Annotated in this window: 17 protein-coding genes; 2 read left to right on the top strand and 15 right to left on the bottom strand. The window is 72.0% G+C overall.

Annotation, left to right across the window (positions count from 1 at the left end; all coding sequences use genetic code 11):
* Positions 1–5 precede the first annotated feature (5 nt).
* On the top strand, positions 6–836 hold the full coding sequence (locus G7070_RS08995; protein WP_246226971.1) for a lysophospholipid acyltransferase family protein: 831 nt from the start codon (positions 6–8) through the stop codon (positions 834–836).
* 78 nt (positions 837–914) lie between these two features.
* On the opposite strand, the gene G7070_RS08990 is transcribed toward G7070_RS08995, so the two are convergent.
* From G7070_RS08990 to G7070_RS18625, 5 genes are all read right to left on the bottom strand, one after another.
* On the bottom strand, positions 915–1,712 hold the full coding sequence (locus G7070_RS08990; protein ID WP_166233457.1) for a 3-hydroxyacyl-CoA dehydrogenase family protein: 798 nt from the start codon (positions 1,710–1,712) through the stop codon (positions 915–917).
* Positions 1,664–1,795, bottom strand: a complete 132-nt coding sequence (locus G7070_RS19230; protein WP_166233456.1) for a 3-hydroxyacyl-CoA dehydrogenase NAD-binding domain-containing protein — start codon at positions 1,793–1,795, stop codon at positions 1,664–1,666. Before G7070_RS19230 ends, G7070_RS08990 begins: the two co-directional genes overlap by 49 nt.
* 154 nt (positions 1,796–1,949) lie before the next feature.
* Complete coding sequence (locus G7070_RS08980; RefSeq protein ID WP_166233455.1) at positions 1,950–4,580, bottom strand: YhgE/Pip family protein; 2,631 nt, start codon at positions 4,578–4,580, stop codon at positions 1,950–1,952.
* Positions 4,577–7,075 carry an MMPL family transporter gene (locus G7070_RS19440; protein WP_284690930.1) on the bottom strand — a complete coding sequence of 833 codons (2,499 nt, stop codon included), beginning with the start codon at positions 7,073–7,075 and terminating at the stop codon, positions 4,577–4,579. The genes G7070_RS08980 and G7070_RS19440 overlap by 4 nt, the downstream gene beginning before the upstream one ends.
* Positions 7,072–7,254: a hypothetical protein gene (locus G7070_RS18625; RefSeq protein ID WP_246226969.1), complete on the bottom strand. Its 183-nt coding sequence runs from the start codon at positions 7,252–7,254 to the stop codon at positions 7,072–7,074. Before G7070_RS18625 ends, G7070_RS19440 begins: the two co-directional genes overlap by 4 nt.
* A 142-nt stretch (positions 7,255–7,396) precedes the next feature.
* On the opposite strand from G7070_RS18625, the gene G7070_RS17745 reads away from it, so the two are divergent.
* A complete protein-coding gene (locus G7070_RS17745) occupies positions 7,397–8,020 on the top strand; it encodes a TetR/AcrR family transcriptional regulator (protein ID WP_206079690.1) in 624 nt (207 codons plus the stop codon).
* A gap of 3 nt (positions 8,021–8,023) precedes the next feature.
* Here G7070_RS17745 and G7070_RS08965 read toward each other — a convergent pair whose 3' ends face one another.
* The 10 genes from G7070_RS08965 to G7070_RS08920 all read right to left on the bottom strand — a co-directional run bounded on the left by G7070_RS08965 (position 8,024) and on the right by G7070_RS08920 (position 18,157).
* Positions 8,024–8,728 carry a hypothetical protein gene (locus G7070_RS08965; protein ID WP_166233453.1) on the bottom strand — a complete coding sequence of 235 codons (705 nt, stop codon included), beginning with the start codon at positions 8,726–8,728 and terminating at the stop codon, positions 8,024–8,026.
* 172 nt (positions 8,729–8,900) lie between these two features.
* A complete protein-coding gene (locus tag G7070_RS08960; RefSeq protein WP_246226967.1) occupies positions 8,901–9,356 on the bottom strand; it encodes a hypothetical protein in 456 nt (151 codons plus the stop codon).
* Entirely contained in the window at positions 9,353–9,763 is a 411-nt protein-coding gene (locus G7070_RS08955) for a VOC family protein (protein WP_166233452.1), read from the bottom strand. Before G7070_RS08955 ends, G7070_RS08960 begins: the two co-directional genes overlap by 4 nt.
* Positions 9,764–9,773: 10 nt before the next feature.
* A complete protein-coding gene (locus G7070_RS08950) occupies positions 9,774–10,199 on the bottom strand; it encodes a helix-turn-helix transcriptional regulator (RefSeq protein ID WP_166233451.1) in 426 nt (141 codons plus the stop codon).
* Between the two features lie 459 nt (positions 10,200–10,658).
* On the bottom strand, positions 10,659–11,747 hold the full coding sequence (locus tag G7070_RS08945) for a glycosyltransferase family protein (RefSeq protein WP_166233450.1): 1,089 nt from the start codon (positions 11,745–11,747) through the stop codon (positions 10,659–10,661).
* Positions 11,735–12,847 carry a glycosyltransferase 87 family protein gene (locus G7070_RS08940; protein ID WP_166233449.1) on the bottom strand — a complete coding sequence of 371 codons (1,113 nt, stop codon included), beginning with the start codon at positions 12,845–12,847 and terminating at the stop codon, positions 11,735–11,737. The genes G7070_RS08945 and G7070_RS08940 overlap by 13 nt, the downstream gene beginning before the upstream one ends.
* Entirely contained in the window at positions 12,778–13,056 is a 279-nt protein-coding gene (locus G7070_RS08935) for a hypothetical protein (protein WP_166233448.1), read from the bottom strand. Before G7070_RS08935 ends, G7070_RS08940 begins: the two co-directional genes overlap by 70 nt.
* A 12-nt stretch (positions 13,057–13,068) precedes the next feature.
* Positions 13,069–15,294 (bottom strand): transglycosylase domain-containing protein, encoded by a 2,226-nt coding sequence (locus G7070_RS08930; protein WP_166233447.1) that lies wholly within the window; start codon positions 15,292–15,294, stop codon positions 13,069–13,071.
* A 293-nt stretch (positions 15,295–15,587) separates the two neighbouring features.
* Positions 15,588–16,619 carry a TerC/Alx family metal homeostasis membrane protein gene (locus G7070_RS08925; RefSeq protein WP_246226965.1) on the bottom strand — a complete coding sequence of 344 codons (1,032 nt, stop codon included), beginning with the start codon at positions 16,617–16,619 and terminating at the stop codon, positions 15,588–15,590.
* A gap of 242 nt (positions 16,620–16,861) precedes the next feature.
* Complete coding sequence (locus tag G7070_RS08920) at positions 16,862–18,157, bottom strand: MFS transporter (RefSeq protein ID WP_166233446.1); 1,296 nt, start codon at positions 18,155–18,157, stop codon at positions 16,862–16,864.
* Positions 18,158–18,213: the final 56 nt, after the last annotated feature.

Below are 18,213 nucleotides of genomic sequence, written 5' to 3'. Positions count from 1 at the left end.
GGCCTGTGAGCAAGGAGGACCTGGGCAAGTACTCCGACGGCCCCGGCGCCATCGGGCGCTTCATCGCCCAGCAACTGGTCATGAAGCCCTACATCTGGTCCGCGCTGTCGGTCCACGTCCACGGCATGCGCCGCCTCGACGGCCTCAACGCCCCCTTTATCGCGATCGCGAACCACTCCAGCCACGTCGACACCACGGTGATCTTCGGGGCGCTGCCGCGCCGGCTGAGCAAGAACCTCGCCGCGGGCGCCGCCGCCGACTACTTCTTCAAGCAGAAGACCAAGTCGATGGGCACGCGGCTGTTCTTCAACGCCTACCCCGTCGACCGCGGCGGCATGAAGGGCCACGCCGGCCTCTCGGGCCGCCTGCTGGACGAGGGCGTCCCGCTGCTGATCTTCCCCGAGGGCACCCGGTCACGCACCGGCGCGATGGCGCCGTTCAAGTCGGGCGTGTCGGCACTGAGCATCCAGCACGACGTGCCGGTGCTCCCGATGGCGCTGGTCGGCGCCTACGCGGCGATGCCGTACGGCCAGACCCTGCCGGTCCCGGGGCGTCCGCCGGTCCACATCGTGTTCGGGACGCCGCAGCGCGCCCTGCCCGGCGAGACGGTCCCCCACTTCAAGGATCGGCTCTACAACTACGTCGTCGAACTGCACGACTCGACCGCGCGCGCCTACGGCATGCCGACCCAGGAGGACTTCCACCGCTCGGTCGCGATCAAGGCCGCCGCGAAGAAGCAGGCCGCCCTGGAGGCCGCGCAGTCCAAGGACGCCCAGGCAGCGCTGGAGCGCCCCGCGACCCCGGACGCGGGCCAGGAGGACGCGCCCGCGTCCTGATCAGTCCAGCTGCGTCCGCGTCCTGAGGCCCGTGGCTTCTCCAGGGGCCCGATCAGTCCAGCTGCGCCCGCGTCCTGATCAGTCCAGCTGCCCCCGCGCCCGCAGGACGTCGGTGAGCAGCGCGTCGCGCCGCGCGATCAGCTCCGGACGCACCGGCGCCCCGTAGGCCCGCTCGGCGGCCGCGTACAGCGGCGCGAGCGCCTCGTTGGACCAGTCGAGGTCGCCCAGTTCGATCTTCGCGAAGGACTCGCGCAGCAGGTCCATCAGCCCCTGGACGCCTGCGGCGCCGCCGCCCATCGCCGCAGCCTCGACGATGCCGACGCAGGCGAAGCGCAGCCCCAGGCTGTTCCGCATGACCGTGTCCAGGTCCTCCACCGAGACGACGCCGTCGAGCACGAGCCCGAACGCCTCCGCCCACAACGCCTTCTGGAGCCGGTTGCCGACGAACCCCGGCACCTCACGCGTCAGGACGGCGGGCTCCATGCCCAGCTCGGCGTAGAACGCGCGCGCGGCGTCCAGGGTGGCGGGCGAGGTGCGCTCGCCGGGGACCACCTCCACCAGCGGCATCAGGTGCGGCGGGTTGAAGGGGTGCCCGATCGCGACCCGGGCGGCCACCTCGTCGGGCGCGTCGGCGGCCATGTCGGTCGGCAGCAGCGCCGAGGACGAGGAGAACCACAGCGCCGCGGGTCGGCCGTGCGCGGCGAAGTCGGCGAGCAGTTCCCGCTTGAAGGGCAGGTGCTCGGGACCGGACTCCTGGACGAGGTCGGCGGAGGCGAGCGCGGCGGCGCGGTCCGCCTCGACGCGGACGCGGCCGCGCTCGTCGTCGGTCAGGGGAGGGTGGCCAGGGCGTCGGCCAGGTCGGGACGCGGGTCGCACACGACGACGTCGTGGCCGCCGGCCACGAAGCGCCGCACCCACGAGAGCCCGATGGTGCCGGCACCCAGAACGGTGATCTGCATGCCCCCTGCCTAGCGCCGCGCCGGTCCGGCGGCAACCCGCGGCGCCCCGGGGCCACTGCGGTAACCGCGGCGCCCCGCGGACGATGGCGCCGTCCAGGGCGATGTTTCCCCTTCAGGACGCCCAAGCCGCCGGCCGCGGGCCGCCGGCGGCGCCTCAGCGGCGGGCAGCGAGGGCGGCGAGCGGGACCATCCGCGTCCGGGCGACGGCGGCGACGGCACCCACGGCCCCGATGATCGCCCAGCCGGCCAGGATGAACACGGGGATGGTCACGTTCCCGGTCGTGGAGACCTCCCGGACGGCGTCCAGGGCCGGGGACACCGGCGAGAGCCCCCGCAGGGCGCCGAAGAGCGACGGCGCCGTGGCGGTCGCGGCCGTCACCATCGTCACGACCAGCAGCCCGAGCGACACCAGCCTGCCGGGGTTGCCCAGCAGGCGGGCGAGCGCGAAGTTCAGCAGCGCGAACGCCCCGGCCGCCACGAGGAGCACCATCGTGAGCAGCGCCCCCTCGCCGGCGGTGAGCCGCAGGGCGACCGCCCCGAGGATCGCGAGCAGGACCCCCTGCCCGGCGATGATGCCCAGGCCCGGGAGGAAGGCCCGCCCCAGCAGCTGGCCCGTCCCGGCGGTCGAGAGCGCGGCGCGCCGGTCGGTGCGGCCGGTCGCGGCGAAGGTGGCGAGCGCGCCGACCCACAGGGCGCTGACCAGCAGCAGGCTCACCCACGCCAGGTTCGGACGCACCAGCATCTCGATCCCGCTGGTGTCCACGGGGGCCGCGACGACCGACGACAGCCGGTCGCGGTCGGCCTCGCTGTAGGTCGGGATCTCCCCCGCGCCCTCGGCGACGCCGTCGGCGAGTTCGTCGGTGCCGTCGGCGAGGCCGCGCGCACCGTCGGAGAGCTGCCCCAGGCCGTCGGCCAGTTGGGTCGCGCCCGCGGCCGCCTGGTCCACGCCGCCGGTGTAGGCGTCGATGCCGGAGCTGAGCTGCCCCAGCCCGCCCGCGAGCTGCGCGGCCCCGGACGCCGCGGTGTCCACGCCGCCGGTGTAGGCCGCCACGCCCGCGCCGAGCTGGTCGAGCCCGCCGGCCAGCCCGTCGACCCCGCCGGCGATCTGGTCGGTGCCGGACGCCAGCCCGCGCGCCCCGGACGACAGCTCCCGGGCGCCGCCGGCCAGCTGGTCCGCGCCGCCGGCGAGCTGCTGCCCGCCCGTGGCGAGCGCCTGGCCGCCCTGGTCGAGCTGCTTGCTCGCGTCGAGGAACTGGTCGAGCAGCGCCAGCACCTCGGCCTTGGTGGTGGGGGTGCCGGGCGGGATCTGCGCCTCGAGCTTCTGCAGTTCGGCCTGCACGGTGGGCGCCCAGGCGACCATCTTCGTGGACGCCTCGGAGAGCTTGTCGAGCAGCGCGAGGATCCGCTCGCCCGCCTGCTGCGCCTGATCGGCCTCCGCGGCCAGCGCGTCTGCCTTGGTCCGGACGCCGGCCAGGGCGTCCTCCAACTGCGCGTCGGCGGTGGCGGCCTGCTTGCCCGCGGCGGCGACGCCGGCCGCGAACGCCTCGCAGCCGCCCTCCACCGCGGCGAACTCGGCCGGGCACGCCGCGGTGGGCGCGGCGGACGCCTTCGCGGCGCGCGTCGTCGCGGCCTTCGCCGAGGCCGCCAGCGCGGACGCGTCGTCGGCGACGCCGAACGTCCGCTCAACGTAGTCGCGGATCCGCTCGATCACCTGCTGGATCTGCGCGTCCAGCTTGATGGCGTTGCCGGTGAGGTCGGCGACCACGTCCTTGATCTTCGTGATCCAGCCGGCCCACTCGGGCAGCTGGGAGATCGCGTCGCGGATCGGCTGCACCAGGCTCACGATCGTCCCGGTGTACTGCGAGACGCCGTCGGCGTACGTGCGCACGCCGTCGGCGTAGGTCTGGACGCCGTCGGCGTAGGTGTCGACGCCGTTGGCGTAGGTGTCGGCCCCGTCCGCCCACTGCCGCGTCCCGTCGGCCAGCGACCGGGCGCCGCCGGCGAGCTGGTGCGCGCCGCTGGTCGCCGAGCTGACGCCGTCGCGCAGCTGGGCGCCACCGGCCGAGGCGAGCCCGAGGCCGTCCGCCAGCGCCTGCGCGCCGGACGCCGACTGGGCGGCGCCGTCCCGCAGCTGGGGGGAACCCGCGGCGGCCATCTGCAGGCCGCCGGCGAGCTGGTCGGCGCCGTCGGCGGACTGCCCCGCGCCGTCGGCGAGCTGCCCGGCCCCGTCGGCGAGCTGGCGGGTGCCGTCCACCATCTCCAGCATCTGCTCCGACATCTGGTTGAAGCCCAGGTAGATGTTCTTGAGGTACTCCCCGGTCAGGAAGCGGTTGAGGGCGTTGCCGGCCGCGTCGGCGATCGACTGGCCGAGCGCCGTCTCGGAGATGCCGGCCACCGGCGACGTCTCGACGTGGATGGTGGCCCTGACGGCCTCGTTGGCGGGCTTGCTGAACGAGGACGCCGCCGCGGAGAACTCCCGCGGGATCGTCACGACCGCGGCGTACCGCCCGGACTTCAGGCCCTCGGCCGCCTTCTCCTCCGAGGCGAGCACCCAGGTGAAGTTCTGATCGCGATCGGTGTCGACGAGCTCGGCGGCGAGCTGGCGGCCCAGCGGCATCGCCTGCCCGTTGACGGTGACCATCTCGTCGTTGTTCACGACGGCGGCCTGGACGCCGCGCAGGCCCGCGTCCGCGCGGGACGTGCCCCACAGCAGACCGCCGGCGACGAGCAGCGGGACGAGCAACAGGACAAGCGCGGTCGCCCACGCGCGACGGTTGGGCTTCATGCGGCACCTCCAACGAGGACGGAGTCGTCGACGCCCGCGGGCGCCGGGTGGGAGTTCGTGGCGCGGGGCGTGAGGCCCTGCGCGGTGTCGTCGGCGGCGGAGACGCCCGCCACGACGGTGATGTCGGGACGCTCGTTCAGCCGGGCCAGCGCGTCGCGTCCGGCGGCGTCCAGGCGGTCGGCGTCGTCGATGACGACGAGCTCGCCGGCCGGGTCGGCCAGGCGCGCGGCGGCGTCCGGGTCGGTGGCGTCGACGAACGTGGCCTGGCGGCGGACCTGTCCGGCCTGCTGCGGCAGCACCAGCCCGAGCACCTTGAGGTCGCCGCCGGTGAGCGCGAGGCGTCCGGTGAGGGCCAGCAGGAGCGCGCGCCGGGCCGCGGGCGGGCCGTCCACCTCGACGTGGCCGCCGCGGGGGACGTCCAGGTCGATGCCGGAGAACAGCTCGACGTCGCCGTCGGACGCCTCCAGCCCCTCGCCGTAGACGGCGTGGTCGGCGCCCGGGTACGGCCAGTCGGCCAGGGCCAGCTGGTGGGTGATGGCCTCGCCCTCGGCGTCCAGGACCGGCATCCGGCGGGCGAGCCACTTCGGCAGCCACCAGGCGCGGCCGTGCAGCAGGCGCATCACGGCGGGGCCGAGCGTCATGCGGACCAGGAACGCGTCGATCCCGACGCCGATCGCCAGCCCGAACGCGATGGGCTTGATGGTGCCCGAGCCCTGCGGGATGAAGAAGGCGAACACCGCGATCATGATGATCGCCGCCGCGACGACGACCTTCGCCGAGTGGACGAAGCCCGCCTCGGTGGGGTTGGTGCGGTTGCCGTGCACGTACTCCTCGCGCATGCGGGAGGTGAGGAACACCTCGTAGTCCATGGCCAGCCCGAACAGGATGCCCATGAGGATGATGGGGAGGAACGAGATGATCGGCTGCGGGTCGTGCAGGTTGACGATCTCCTTGCCGATGCCCTGGTTGAACACCAGCGTGGTGAGGCCGAACGCCGCGCCGACGCTCAGCAGGTAGCCCAGCGCGGCCTTGATGGGCACGAGGATCGAGCGGAACACGATCGACAGCAGCACCAGCGACAGGCCGACCACGAAGATGCCGAACGGCAGCAGGGCCGCCCCGAGCTGGTCGGACACGTCGATCGCGATGGCGGTGAACCCGGTGACCGACATCTCCACGTTGTGCTCGGCCTTCCAGCCGGGCTCCAGGGCGCGCAGGTCGTGGACGAGCCGGCTCGTGGCGGGGTCGTCGGGTCCCGTCGTGGGGATCACCTGGATCATGGCGGTGTCCGCGTTGGGGTTGGGGACGGCCATCGCGACCATCTTCACGCCGGGGACCGCCTCGACGTCGCGCTTGAGGTCGTCCAGCAGGCCCAGCGGGTCGGTGGACTCGACGATGCTCCCGGTGATGACGAGGGGCCCGTTGTAGCCGACGCCGAACCGGTCGCTGATGGCGTCGAAGGTGATCCGGTCGGTCGCCGTGGGCGCGTTGCGGCCGGAGTTGGGCAGGGCGAGCTGCAGGTTCTGGGCGGGGATGCTGAGCGCGCCGAGGATCAGCACGACCGCCGCGATCGTGACCGCCGGGAACCGCGTGATGACGCCGACCCACCAGGTCGAGGCGTCGAACTTCTTGCGTCCGGGCTTCTTCGACGGCTTCGGCGCGAGCTTGGCGCCGGCGAACCCGAGCATCGCCGGGAGCAGGGTCAGCGCGAGCGCCACCTCGATGGCGACCGCGACGGCCGCGAAGACGCCCATCGTGGTGAGGAAGGGGATCTGGGCCACCGCGAGCCCCACCAGGGCGATGACGACGGTCATGCCCGCGAACACCACCGCCGAGCCCGCGGTCGCGGTGGCGCGGGCGGCGGATTCCTCGGCGTCCATGCCCGTCGCGAGCTGGTCGCGGTGCCGGGAGACGATGAACAGCGAGTAGTCGATGCCGACGGCCAGCGCCAGCATCAGGGCGAGCATGGTGGTGGTGGAGTTGATCGGCATGATACCGGCGGCCGCGATGATCAACAGCATGGACGCCGCCGCGCCCACCAGGGCGCTGATGATCGGCATGATCGCCGCCCGGAACGAGCCCAGCACGACGATGAGGACGATGATCGCCACGACGACGCCGATCCCCTCGACGGGGGTGATGTGGGGCATCTCCACCGAGAACACCTCGCCGCCCACGTGGACGGTGCTGCCGGGGATCGCCGCCTGGAGTTCCTCCCCGGCCTCCAGCAGGATCTCCCGCTGCGGGTCGGTGAACTCCGAGACGGAGGCGTCCAGGATGTTGACGCGGATCAGCCCGGCGGTGCCGTCGTCGCTGATGAGCCCGGACACGTATTCGTTGTAGGGGGTCTGGGTCGAGTCGACCCAGGGGATCTCGTCGAGCTTCGCGTCCGCGTCCTCGACGACGCTCTTGATGTCGGCGTCGGTGATGTGTCGGCCGTCGGGGGCGATCACGATCATGGTCGACGACGACATCGCCGCTTGCGGGAAGGTCATCCGCAGCTGGTCGAGCGCCTTCTGCGACGACGCCCCGGGATCCGGAACTCGTCGTCGAAGCTGCCGCCGACGGTGGCCGCCAGGACGCCGAGGCCCAGCACGACGGCGAGCCAGACCGCCACCACGCGGCGTCGGGCGTGCCAGCACGCGTGGGCGAGTCGATAGATCCAGGTGGACACGCGATGACGACCTCTCGATACAAGACTGTATCGAATACGGTACTGTATCGATCACGTCGACCCAAACCGGGTTGCGGGCCGGCGACGCACGCCGCGGGCGCGTTCGCCGTAGGGTCGGGTCGTACCGACAGACAGAGGAGCCATGACCGAGGTCACCGCACGACGCGCCGCGACCCGCGACCGCCTGGTCGAGGCGGCGCTCACCGTGTTCGCCGAGAAGGGCGTGCTGGGGGCGTCCGTGGAGGAGATCTGCGAGGCGGCGGGGTTCACCCGCGGCGCCTTCTACTCCAACTTCGCGAGCAAGGACGACCTGTGCGTCGCGGCGTTGCAGCGCCAGTTCGACGACCAGATGGTCGCGCTGGCCAACGCCGTCGCGTCGGTGGAGGGGCTGCCCGACACCGCGTCGCTGGACGAGGTCATCGAGGCGGCGCTGTCGGTGTTCTTCGCGTCCCGGGAGTCGGACAAGACGTGGGTGCTCGCCGCGCAGGAGCTGCGGCTGCACGCGGCCCGTTCGCCCGAGATGGCGGCGGTCTACCGCGAGTCGCACCGCCGCGGCACCGAGGCGGTCTCGCAGGTGATCGAGCAGGCGGTGACGCGGCACGGCTACGAACTGGTCGCGTCGGGGCCCGAGGCGGTCGGCGTCCTGCACGCCGTGCACGACTACGGCGTCCTGGGGGCCCTGATCGGGTCGGACACCATCGCCGGCGACGTCCGCGTCCGGCTGCTCAGCGAGGTGCTGACCGCGTTCGTGCGCCCGAAGGCGTGAGCCTCAGCGGCGCGCCGCCCGGGATGGGAGCGCGCTGGCCAGGAACACGACGACCGCCAGAAGCGCCACGGCCACCCCGAGCGCGGCGCCCGGCGACCTGAACAACAGCCAGGAGTAGAGCCCACCGAGCTCCCCTCCGGGCGTCCGCGTGCGGGTGATCGACGACTCCCACACCAACGTCAGCAGGAGGGGCCCGAAGAACCCCAGCACGACCCCGACGGCGGCGCGCAGCGGCGCCGACCATCGACCGACGACGAGGGAGAAGATCAGGGCGGTCAAGGGTGCGGTGGCGGTCAGGAGGAAGGCCGACCACTGGAAGCTGACCGACTCGCCCGCTCCGGCCGCCAACATGCCCACGGCGAGGACGCCCGTCACGGCGGCGGCCCCCAGCAGGGCACGCTGCACGCCGCCCACGGCGCCGGTCCGCAGGCCGACGTCGCGGACGTCCGTGCTCGCCAGGCTCACGTAGGCGCCCAGGGCGAGCAGGGCGGCACCGGCACCCCAGACGATCCAGGCGGCCCCCCATCGTCCGGGGTCGGACGCCTCGGGGCAGGCACCCCGGGCGCACACGCCGAACGCCCGGAAGGCCGCCTGGTTCGGCGCGATCGAGCCGGCGACCCAGCCCACGTTGAGGGCCACGACCATGGCCAGCCAGCCCGCGATCCGGGCGATGCGCCTCCCGGGCGCGGAAGGTGCGGGGGTGGTCACGGGTGACTCCGTCCTGTCGGGGTGATCGGCGAGCGCAGGTGCATCCAGGCTAGCGAACAAGCTCTGGGCGGCTCGGTTCGCCGGGCTTCGGTGACCCGCCGCTGACGCCCCGCGCCCGTGGGACTCCGGTGGCCCGCCCCCGTACCTCAGCCGACCCGGCGATCGGTGGGAGTCAGGAGGCGGCCCGCTTCACCAGCGCCCGCAGGTCCTTCTCCACGGCCGGGGTCACCTCGAGCACCGCGAAGGAGACCGGCCACATCACGCCGTCGTCCAGGGCCGCCTCCTCGTCGAAGCTGACGGTGCCGTACCGCGTCTTGAACTTCGACGCCGGCTGGTAGAACACCACGACCTTGCCGTCGCGGGCGTAGGCGGGGAAGCCGTAGAACGTCTTCGCCGCGAGGTCGGGCGCCTCCTCGCTGACGATGACGTGCAGGCGCTCGCCGATCTGCCGGTCGACGCCCTCCAGCGCGTCGATCGCTGCCAGGCACGCCTCGTACTCCTTGGCGGTCTTGGCCGCCCCCTTGACGCCCTTGGTCGCCTTGAGTTCCTCGGCACGCTGCTTCATGGCGGCCTTCTCCTCGGCGCTGAACCCCACGCCGTCGCCCTGCTTCCCGGCCATGTCGGTCATCCCTTCTTCTGCTGCAGGCGGATCATGTTGCCCGCCGGGTCACGGAAGGCGCAGTCGCGGCTCCCCCAGTCCTGGTCCATCGGCTCCTGCACGATCTCGGTGCCGGCCGCCTCGATCGCCGCGAAGGCGACGTCCAGGTCGTCGGTGGCCAGGTGGATCGAGAACAGGCTGCCCTTGGCGATCAGTTCGTTGATCGTCGTCTTCTCGGCGTCCGTGAGCCCCGGGTCGAGCGCCGGCGGGTGCAGCACGATGGCGGTGTCCTGCCCGACGGGGCCGACGGTGATCCAGCGCATCTGGCCCTGGCCGACGTCGAGGCGGACCTCGAACCCGAGGACGTCCCGGTAGAACGCCGTGGACGCCTCCGCGTCGGTGTGGGGCAGGAAGCTGTTGGCGATGGTGATGGTCATGCGCGCAACGCTACGACGCGGGGGCGCCGCCGGCTTCTCGATTCCTGACCGGTCGCGTCAACTGCCGCGCAATGCAGGGCAGCATGCCCGGCGCGAACGGCGCGCCGCGCTCGCGGTACACGCTCGGCGGCACCCCGACGAGCTCGCTGAAGCGGGTGGAGAAGGTGCCCAAAGAGGAGAACCCGACCGCGAAGCACACGTCGGTGACGCTGAGGTCCGCGCTGCGGAGCAGCATCATGGCGCGCTCGATCCGCCGGGTCATCAGGTACTGGTAGGGCGACTCGCCGTAAGCGAGTTTGAACTGCCGGCTGAGGTGCCCCGCCGAGAGGTGGACGCCGCGGGCGAGCGCCTCCACGTCGAGGGGGGCTGCGTACTCCCGGTCGATGCGATCCCGGACGCGCCGCAGCAGCACCAGCGTCGCGAGGTCCTGCCCCATGGATCCTCCTGCCCGCCAGGACGCCGTCAGCGTCGAACGTCGCGATTGTGCCACGGCCACGTTCCGTCACGGCCAGTCGCCCCCGCTCACGCCAGACGCCCCCTTTCCTACGCGGGCAACTGACGCAAACGCGGGCGACTCGTCCCCAACGCGGGCGACTCGTCCCCAACGCGGGCGACTCGTCCCCAACGCGGGCGACTCGTCCCAAACGCGGGCAACTCGTCCCAAACGCGGGCGACTCACCGGGGCGAGTGCCGCATCCTCCTGCGCCGCCGCAGCCAGTCGCCCCGTAAACGCCAGATGCCCCCTTTCCTACGCGGGCAACTGACGCAGACGCGGGCAACTCGTCTCTAGCGCGGGCGACTCGACCCGAACGCGGGCCCGAACGCGGGCGACTCGACCCGAACGCGGGCAACCCGTCCCAAACGCGGGCGCCGCGGGCGACGCAACGGGGCGGGGTCAGCTCGACCAGCGGCCGGTGAAGTACAGCCAGGCCCAGACGCACTGCACGGCGACGGCGATCCCGGCGGCGATCCAGCCCAGCACGGCCCACGCGCGGGTCCGGGGGCGGGACTCGATGAACTCGCCGATCAGCCGCCACAGCGGGAACCACAGCAGGACGGCGCGGGTCACGCTCATCAGCCAGTACGACACGGAGAACGCCAGCACCTGCACCGCCACCCAGGACGCCTCGGCGACGCGCTTCTTCGCCAGCGCCACCAGCGTCACCAGGACGCCGACGATCCACGAGATCAGCTCGGCCCGGAAGACCCAGGGCCACTCGGGATGCTCCGCGTTGGGGACCCACAGGACGCCCCAGTGGTTGGCCAGCGCCTCCCACGGCCAGTGGAAGCCGCGCTGCCAGCCGGCCTCCTGCGCGGAGAACCAGGCGGTCCACGAGCCGGTGAGCCCGTAGAGGTAGGCCACGTACACCACGATGACGGCCGCGGGGAGCACCAGCCACGACAACCGGACCGCCAGGACCTGGCCGCGGCCGAGCTTCTGGGTCAGCGCCAGGATGAACAGCGCGCCGATGAGGAACAGCCCCGACACCCGCAGCGTGGACGCCAGCGCCGCCAGCACGGCCGCCTGCCCCCACTTGTCGCGGGTGGCGCGCTCCCACGCCCAGAAGGCCAGCGCGCAGAACGGCGCCTCGGTGTACGGCACCGCGGTGAAGACCGCGGTCGGGGCGAGCAGCCAGGCGATGGCGCCCCACGCCCCCGCGATCCGCTTCAGCGCGAACGCGGCGGCCAGCGAGCAGGCCAGCGCGATGACGGTGCCGCCCATCACCTTGGAGAAGCCGGTCAGCCCCACCGCGTGCAGCACCGCCGGCCAGCCGGGGAAGAACGCCATCTCGTTGGGGTCGGCGTAACCCTCGGTGGAGATCTTGAGGAAGTGCGCGACGTCCCACTGCGCGACGACCGAGTCCAGGGGGCGCTGCCCCATGACGGCGAGCGCGACCGCGATCACGGCGAACAGCAGCCGGGTCAGGAGCCACACCTGCACGATCCGGAGGTTCTCGTCCTCCAGCCGCTTCACTCGCGCCACCGGCGTCCTTCCACCCGCGCTCCCACGATGTCGCGCACGACGCGCGCCGCGACGAAGATCTCGGTCCCCATCCTGACCAGGATGGCCGCCCAGTAGGCGCGCGGCTCGCCGTCGCCGGCCAACAACCCGCCGTCGAGGTAGACCCAGACCGCCGCCCAGTACACCAGCTCACCGGCGGTGAACACCAACCAGTCGACCCACACGGGGCGCGCCAGCACGACGAGCGGCAGCAGCCACAGCATGTACTGCGGGCTGTAGACCTTGTTGACCAGGCAGAACAGCAGCACGATCAGCAGGGCACCCTGCGCGAGCGTCGGCACCGCCGGCGCCTTCAGGTAGGCGATCGCGAGCCCCACTGCCCCCAGGATCAGGCCGACGGCCATGAGCAGCGTCAGGCTCGGGAACTGGACGCCCAGCCCCTCGAGCACGTACCAGATCGACCCCAGGTCGGCGGTGCGCTCGGTGTTGAAGGTCCAGAAGTGCAGCCAGCCGTCGGGGGCGGCGAGGAACACGGGCAGGTTGACCGCCAGCCAGCCCAGGATCGCCCCCGCCAGGGTCGCGACGCCGTCGCGCCAGCGCCGGTCCCGCAGGCAGATCAGCGCGATGGGGAGCAGGAGCAGCGCCGGGTAGAGCTTCGCGGCCGTCCCGAGCCCGATCAGGGCGCCCGACCATCCGGGGCGTCCTCTCGCCCAAGCCAGGATGGCCCCGGACGCCAGCAGCATGGGCAGCAGGTCCCAGTTGATGAGCGCGCCGGCCGCGACCAGGGGGCTGGCGGCCAGCATCACCGCCTGCCAGCGCGGGTCACGCACCCAGGCGTCGGCGCCCTCGCGGTCGTCCAGCGCGCGCACTCCGGTCCAGCCCCGGACGCCCCCGACGGGCCCGACCTCCGAGGCCGGCATGCGGAGATGAACGAGGATCAGCCCGAGGAAGCAGAGGAACAGCGCGACGGCGGTGGTGCCGAAGAACGCGATCATGCGGTCGCCGGGGAACACCCCCGAGAGCAGCCGCGTCACGTAGATGAACAGTCCTGTCAGGACCGGATACTCCAGGTCCGCCTCGACGTAGGGGATCTGGGCGTCCTCGATCCCCGAAACCCCCACAGGGCGGTGATGTCGGAGTAGCAGCCGGCCGAGTACTGGGCGCCCGGGTCGGCCAGGCAGGGCGCCTGCCGCGCCATCAGGATCGACCAGTTGACCGTGGCGAGGCCCAGGGCGAGCAGCACCGGCGACAGCGGTGCACGGCGCGGGGACGCCGCTGCCCGGCTGCCACGAGGGCCGCCGAGCAGCGTGTCGAGCGGGGAAGCGGTCATGCCGCGGGCGCGCTAGGGCCGCGCCGTCGGGGTGGGCCTGCCGCCGCCGCCGTTGCCCCCGCCGCCACCGTTCCCGTTGGTCGGGGTGGCCGTCGGCTTGGGCGTGTTCGTCGGACGCGTCGGGGTCGGCGTCGGCTCCTGGGTCGGTTCCTGCGTCGGCTCCTGCGTCGGCTCCTGGGTGGGCTCCTGCGTCGGGGACGGCGGAGGCGTCGTCGGCGCCACGGTGGTCTGCGTCGGCGTCGGCGTCGCGGTCGGCTTCGGCGTGGGCGGGGCGGTGAAGTTGCCCTTGCGCGTCTGCTTGACCGGTCCCGGGAAGGCGATCTTCTCCTTGCCCTGCAACGCGACCTTCATGTAGGCGTTCCAGCCCACCGCGGAGTACGTCGAGCCGTAGGTGTTGCGGCCCAGGTTGCTGCGCGCGTTGGGGCCGGCGGTCAGGACGAACGCCGTCGAGATCTGACGCGTCGAGCCGACGAACCACGTGGCGAGAGTCTCGCCGTTGGAGAAGTTGGTGCCGGTCTTGCCCGCCACCTGGTGACCGCCCAGCCCGGAGACCGCGACGCGGCCGGTGCCGTCCTGGGTCACGCCCAGCAGCGCCGAGACGGAGTTGCGGGAGACATCCTCCTCGACGGTCTGCTCGGGGTTGATCGTCGGCTGGTACATGACCTTGCCCTCGATGTCCTTGACCTCGGCGACGATGTGCGGGTTGGTGCGCTTGCCCTGGTTGGCCAGCGTCGCGAAGCCGCGCGCCGCCTCCAGCGGGGAGACCTCGGCCGAGCCGAGCGCGATGCCGGGAACCGGCTCCCAGTTGTGGTTGGTCAGGCCGGCGTCGGTGGCCGCCTGGATCACCTTGTTGGGGCCGTCCTTCATCTGGGTGACCAGATCCACGTAGGCCGAGTTGATTGAGCTCGTGGTCGCCTTCTCCAGCGTCACCGGGCCGTAGTTGCGGTTGCCCGCGTTGTTGATCGGCTTCTTCTCGCCCTTGGGCGTGAACTCGTCGCCGTTGAACCGGTCGGTCAGCGACGCACCGTCGCGGATGCCGGCCACGAGCGCCCAGGGCTTGAACGTCGAGCCCGCCGCGCGGGCGATGGTGGCGTAGTTGTTGAAGTCGCTGGTGTAGTCGGGGCCGCCGTACATGGCCAGGATGGCGCCGGTGCCGGTGTCGAGCGACGCGATCGCCGGGTGGTAGAAGTTCGGGTCCTGCTTCTGGGCCTTGGCGATCTTGTTGGCCTGGTCCTGCGCGGCCGTCACCGCGGCGTCCTGCAGCTTCTTGTCGATCGTGGTGCGGATCTGGAGGCCGCCGCCCTCGATCGTGGCCTCGTCGAAGCCGGCCGCCTTGAGCTCGTCGCGGACCATCTTCAGCAGGTGCCCCTTCGGGCCGCCGAAGCGGGAGTCGTTGGAGATCTGGGGGAACTCCGGAAGCGTGGTGTAGATCTCGGCGCGCTGGGCGTCGGTGATGTAGTTCAGCTTCACCATCTGGTTCAGCACGTACTGGTAGCGCTCCATCAGGTCGCGCTTCTGGGCGTCGCCGCGGGCCGGGTCGAGGTTGCCCGGCGAGTTGATGATCGCCGTCAGCGCCACGGACTGCTTCAGGTCGAGGTCCTTGGCGTCGATGCCGAAGTAGGCCTGCGAGGCAGCCTGGATGCCGTAGGCCCCGCGTCCGAAGTAGACGGTGTTGAGGTAGTTCTCGAGGATCTGCTCCTTGGGCAGGTCCTGACCCACCTTGAGAGCGAGGATGATCTCGGTCAGCTTCCGCGTGAAGGTCTTGTCCTGGGTGAGGTACATGACCTTGACCCACTGCTGGGTGATCGTCGAGCCGCCCACGGCGTCCCCGGGGCCGACCAGCGAGGTGGCCGCGCGGATCAGGCCGGGCACGGAGATGCCCGGGTCCTCCCAGAAGGTCTCGTTCTCGCCGGCGACCACGGCCTTCTTGGCCATGTCGCCCATCTCCGCCAGCGGGATGGAGACGCGGTTCTGCACCGCGAAGGTGCTCATCTGCTCCTGGCCGTCGGCGTAGAAGACGGTGGTGACGTTGGTCTTGAAGTCCTTGTTGGGGTCGGGGATCGGCGTCGTGGCGTACAGGACGCCGAACACGCCGGCGCCGATCACCGCGAGCGCGATCGCGACGACGACGATCCACTTGACGATCGACAACACGACCTGACCGGGCGTGCGGCGCGCCTTCCGCTTTCCAGCGGAACGCGTCCCGGGCGTGGTCGGGCCCTGGTTGGGTTCAGTCATGCCTGTCCTCGGTTGCGGCCGACGCCCCCAGCGCCGGACGGTGGAGATCGCACCCCGGGGCGGATGTGATCATGCGGCGCTGAGCCCGGCGAACCCGCCGCGCCTTTGGGACGCCGCGGGTGCGGTCCGAACGGAGTCGGGAGCGAGGCGCGGTCCGCGCCCGGGGGAGGAATCCACCCGCGCGCGGACATAGCACATCAACTCACACGACGGCCACACATACCCAGAATAGTTGCATCCGCGCCTGACGCGAAGAATGGTTGCCGTCGGCCTGTCAAGCGCGACGCTCCGAACTAGGCGTTGGCGTCCTCGAGAGCGTCCTCCTGCGCGGCCGCCGCGGCCTGCTCGGCGCGCTTGTTGGCGATCAGGCTCGTGACGGTCACCAGCGTGAGGACGCCGAGGATGACGCCCAGCGAGGCGAGCGTCGGGACGGTCGGGACCCAGGCCCACACGCCGTGCGCCCAGTGCAGCACGAGCTTCACGCCGATGAAGGCGAGGATGATCGCCAGGCCGTAGCTGAGGTGGACCAGCTTGCTCAGGACGCCCTGCAGCACGAAGTAGAGGGCGCGCAGGCCCAGCAGCGCGAACGCGTTGGTCACGAAGACGAGGTAGGGGTCGCCGGTGATGCCGTAGACGGCGGGCACCGAGTCAATGGCGAACATGATGTCGGTGGCCAGGATCGCGATCGTGACGACGGCCAGCGGGGTCAGCGCGCGGCGTCCGGCCTGCATGACCGTCATCTTCGTGCCGCGGTAGTCGTCGGTCACCGGCCAGAAGCGGCGGATGAGGCGGACGACCTTGAGGTCGGAGACGTCCTGGTCGTGGCCCTCGCCCTGGGCGTCCTTCCACACCTTCACGGCGGTGGCGAGCAGGATCAGGCCGAAGAAGAGGAACGTGATGCTGAACTGGGCGATCAGGGTGGCGCCCAGCGCGATGAAGATGGCGCGGAGCACCAGGGCGCCGGCCACGCCGATGAGCAGGACACGCTGCTGCAGTTCCTTCGGTACCGCGAACCCGCTGAGGATCAGCATGAACACGAACAGGTTGTCGACCGACAGGGACTTCTCGACGAGGTAGCCGGTGTAGTACTCCAGCCCGATCTGGCCGCCGAACTGGGTGAGCAGGTAGACGCCGAACAGCAGCGGCAGGGCGACGTAGAACACCGACCAGCCGATGGCCTCCTTCATGGAGACCTCGTGCGGACGGCGGGTGATGATGAAGTCCAGGACGAACAGCGCCAGGACGCCGCCGATGGTCCAGGCCCACAGGGCGGGGGTGCCGATGGTGGACAGCCCGGATTCGAGCGGCATGAGTTGCGGGGACACAGGTCTCCTCAGATCGTTGTCGGTCTGAGGTCTCCTTCACCCTTGTCGGGCGCTCACGCCGAGAACGATGTGTGACCGTTCGTAGTGTCCGGCGGAGGCTTATGAAGTACTCCCCTCGCGATCAACGGTACGGGAAAAGTCGTTGACCGCGCAACCAGGTTGCATCGTGCGTTATGTCGGCGAGCGCGCGTCGCGCCTTGTCGCGGGCTCGGGGACGCGCCGGCGCGCGGGCGCGGGACGACTCAGGACGCGGGCAGCAGGGCGTCCACGAGCGACTGCCGCACCCGGACGCCGACGGCGAGCGTCGCCAGCGCGAAGACCACCGCGACCCCGACCAGGACGACCGGGATGCCGAACCACTCCCCCACCTGGCCGCCCACGAGCGCGCCCAGCGGCATCGCGCCGTAGCCGAGCGCCCGCGAGGCCCCCGACACCTTGCCGAGTTGGCGGTCCGGGATGAGGCGGGGGCGCAGCGAGGTCGTGACGACGTTGCCGATCGTGCCGGCGAACCCCGCCACGAGGAGCCACACGATTGCACCGGGCAGGGTCGGCGACAGCAGCGGCACGACGGTCACGGCCGCGTTGATCCCCCAGCAGGCGACCATGACCGGGATCTCAGGGACGCGCCGCAGCACGGTCTCGGCGACGACGCTGCCCGCGAGCGCCCCGACCGGCATGGCGACCAGGGCGAGGGAGAACTGCTGCGGCCTGAACCCGCCGGCCGATCCCGGCCCGACGAGCCAGAGCACGATGACGGCCATGAACGCGGTCGACGCGAAGTTCCAGGCGGACGCGGCCAGCAGCAAGGGACGCAGCACCGGGTGCCGCCACAGCGTGGTGGCCCCCTCGACGAGTTCGGCGCGGACGGTCGGGAGCGCGTCGGCGCCGGCGGCGGTGCCCTTGATCTCGTCCTGGGTGGCGCCGCGGGCAGCCACGAACCGGCCGCGCAGCCCGACCGCGAGGGTCACGACCGCCACGGCGACGATCGCGGCGGGGGCGCCCAGCGCCCAGGCGGCGGACGCCGCCACGAGGAAGCCCGCGATCGGCGGGCCGGCGAACGAGTTGGTCAACGCCTCGACGGCGGCGAGTCGCGCGTTGGCCGCGCGGAGGCGTCCGGGGTCGCGTCCGGCGAGGTTCGGCACCTGGGCCTGCGCGGCGAGGTCGGTGAAGACCTCGGTGGCGCCGTAGCCGAGCGCGAGGCCGACGAGCATTCCGATGCTGAGGCGTCCGGCCCCGGCGAGCGCCGCCACCGCCGCGAGCAGCCCCGCGCGGACGCCGAGGGCGACGAGCATGGTGCGGCGGCGGTCCCAGCGGTCGACGTACACCCCCGCGAGTGGCCCGGCCAGCAGCCAGGGCAGCCACACGGCGGCGGTCAGGGCGCCGATGAGCGCCGGGGAGCGCGTGAGGGTGATCGCCAGCAGCGGGACCGCGGTCTGCACGACCCCGTCGGCGAGGTTCGCCAGTCCCACCGCCGAGAGGTGGACGCCGAAGCGGCGCCCGAGGACGCGTCCGGCCGGGTCGGCGTCGGTGCGGGTCATCGCGCCCCCTATCCTGGGACCAGAAGAAGTTATGCAAAGGATTCTCTGCAAAGGTA

It is taken from the genome of Propioniciclava coleopterorum (genome assembly GCF_011393335.1).
Lineage (GTDB): Bacteria > Actinomycetota > Actinomycetes > Propionibacteriales > Propionibacteriaceae > Propioniciclava > Propioniciclava coleopterorum.
This window is presented reverse-complemented; position numbering and strand designations above follow the sequence as displayed.

What these genes read in the sequence shown, in the direction of transcription:
- G7070_RS19230 (WP_166233456.1), bottom strand. Translation starts at nt 1,795, where the DNA reads ATGCAGATCACCGTTCTGGGTGCCGGCACCATCGGGCTCTCGTGGGTG.
- G7070_RS08980 (WP_166233455.1), bottom strand. Translation starts at nt 4,580, where the DNA reads ATGAAGCCCAACCGTCGCGCGTGGGCGACCGCGCTTGTCCTGTTGCTC.
- G7070_RS19440 (WP_284690930.1), bottom strand. Translation starts at nt 7,075, where the DNA reads ATGACCTTCCCGCAAGCGGCGATGTCGTCGTCGACCATGATCGTGATC.
- G7070_RS17745 (WP_206079690.1), top strand. Translation starts at nt 7,397, where the DNA reads ATGACCGAGGTCACCGCACGACGCGCCGCGACCCGCGACCGCCTGGTC.
- G7070_RS08960 (WP_246226967.1), bottom strand. Translation starts at nt 9,356, where the DNA reads ATGACCGACATGGCCGGGAAGCAGGGCGACGGCGTGGGGTTCAGCGCC.
- G7070_RS08955 (WP_166233452.1), bottom strand. Translation starts at nt 9,763, where the DNA reads ATGACCATCACCATCGCCAACAGCTTCCTGCCCCACACCGACGCGGAG.
- G7070_RS08950 (WP_166233451.1), bottom strand. Translation starts at nt 10,199, where the DNA reads ATGGGGCAGGACCTCGCGACGCTGGTGCTGCTGCGGCGCGTCCGGGAT.
- G7070_RS08935 (WP_166233448.1), bottom strand. Translation starts at nt 13,056, where the DNA reads ATGACCGCTTCCCCGCTCGACACGCTGCTCGGCGGCCCTCGTGGCAGC.
- G7070_RS08930 (WP_166233447.1), bottom strand. Translation starts at nt 15,294, where the DNA reads ATGACTGAACCCAACCAGGGCCCGACCACGCCCGGGACGCGTTCCGCT.
- G7070_RS08920 (WP_166233446.1), bottom strand. Translation starts at nt 18,157, where the DNA reads ATGACCCGCACCGACGCCGACCCGGCCGGACGCGTCCTCGGGCGCCGC.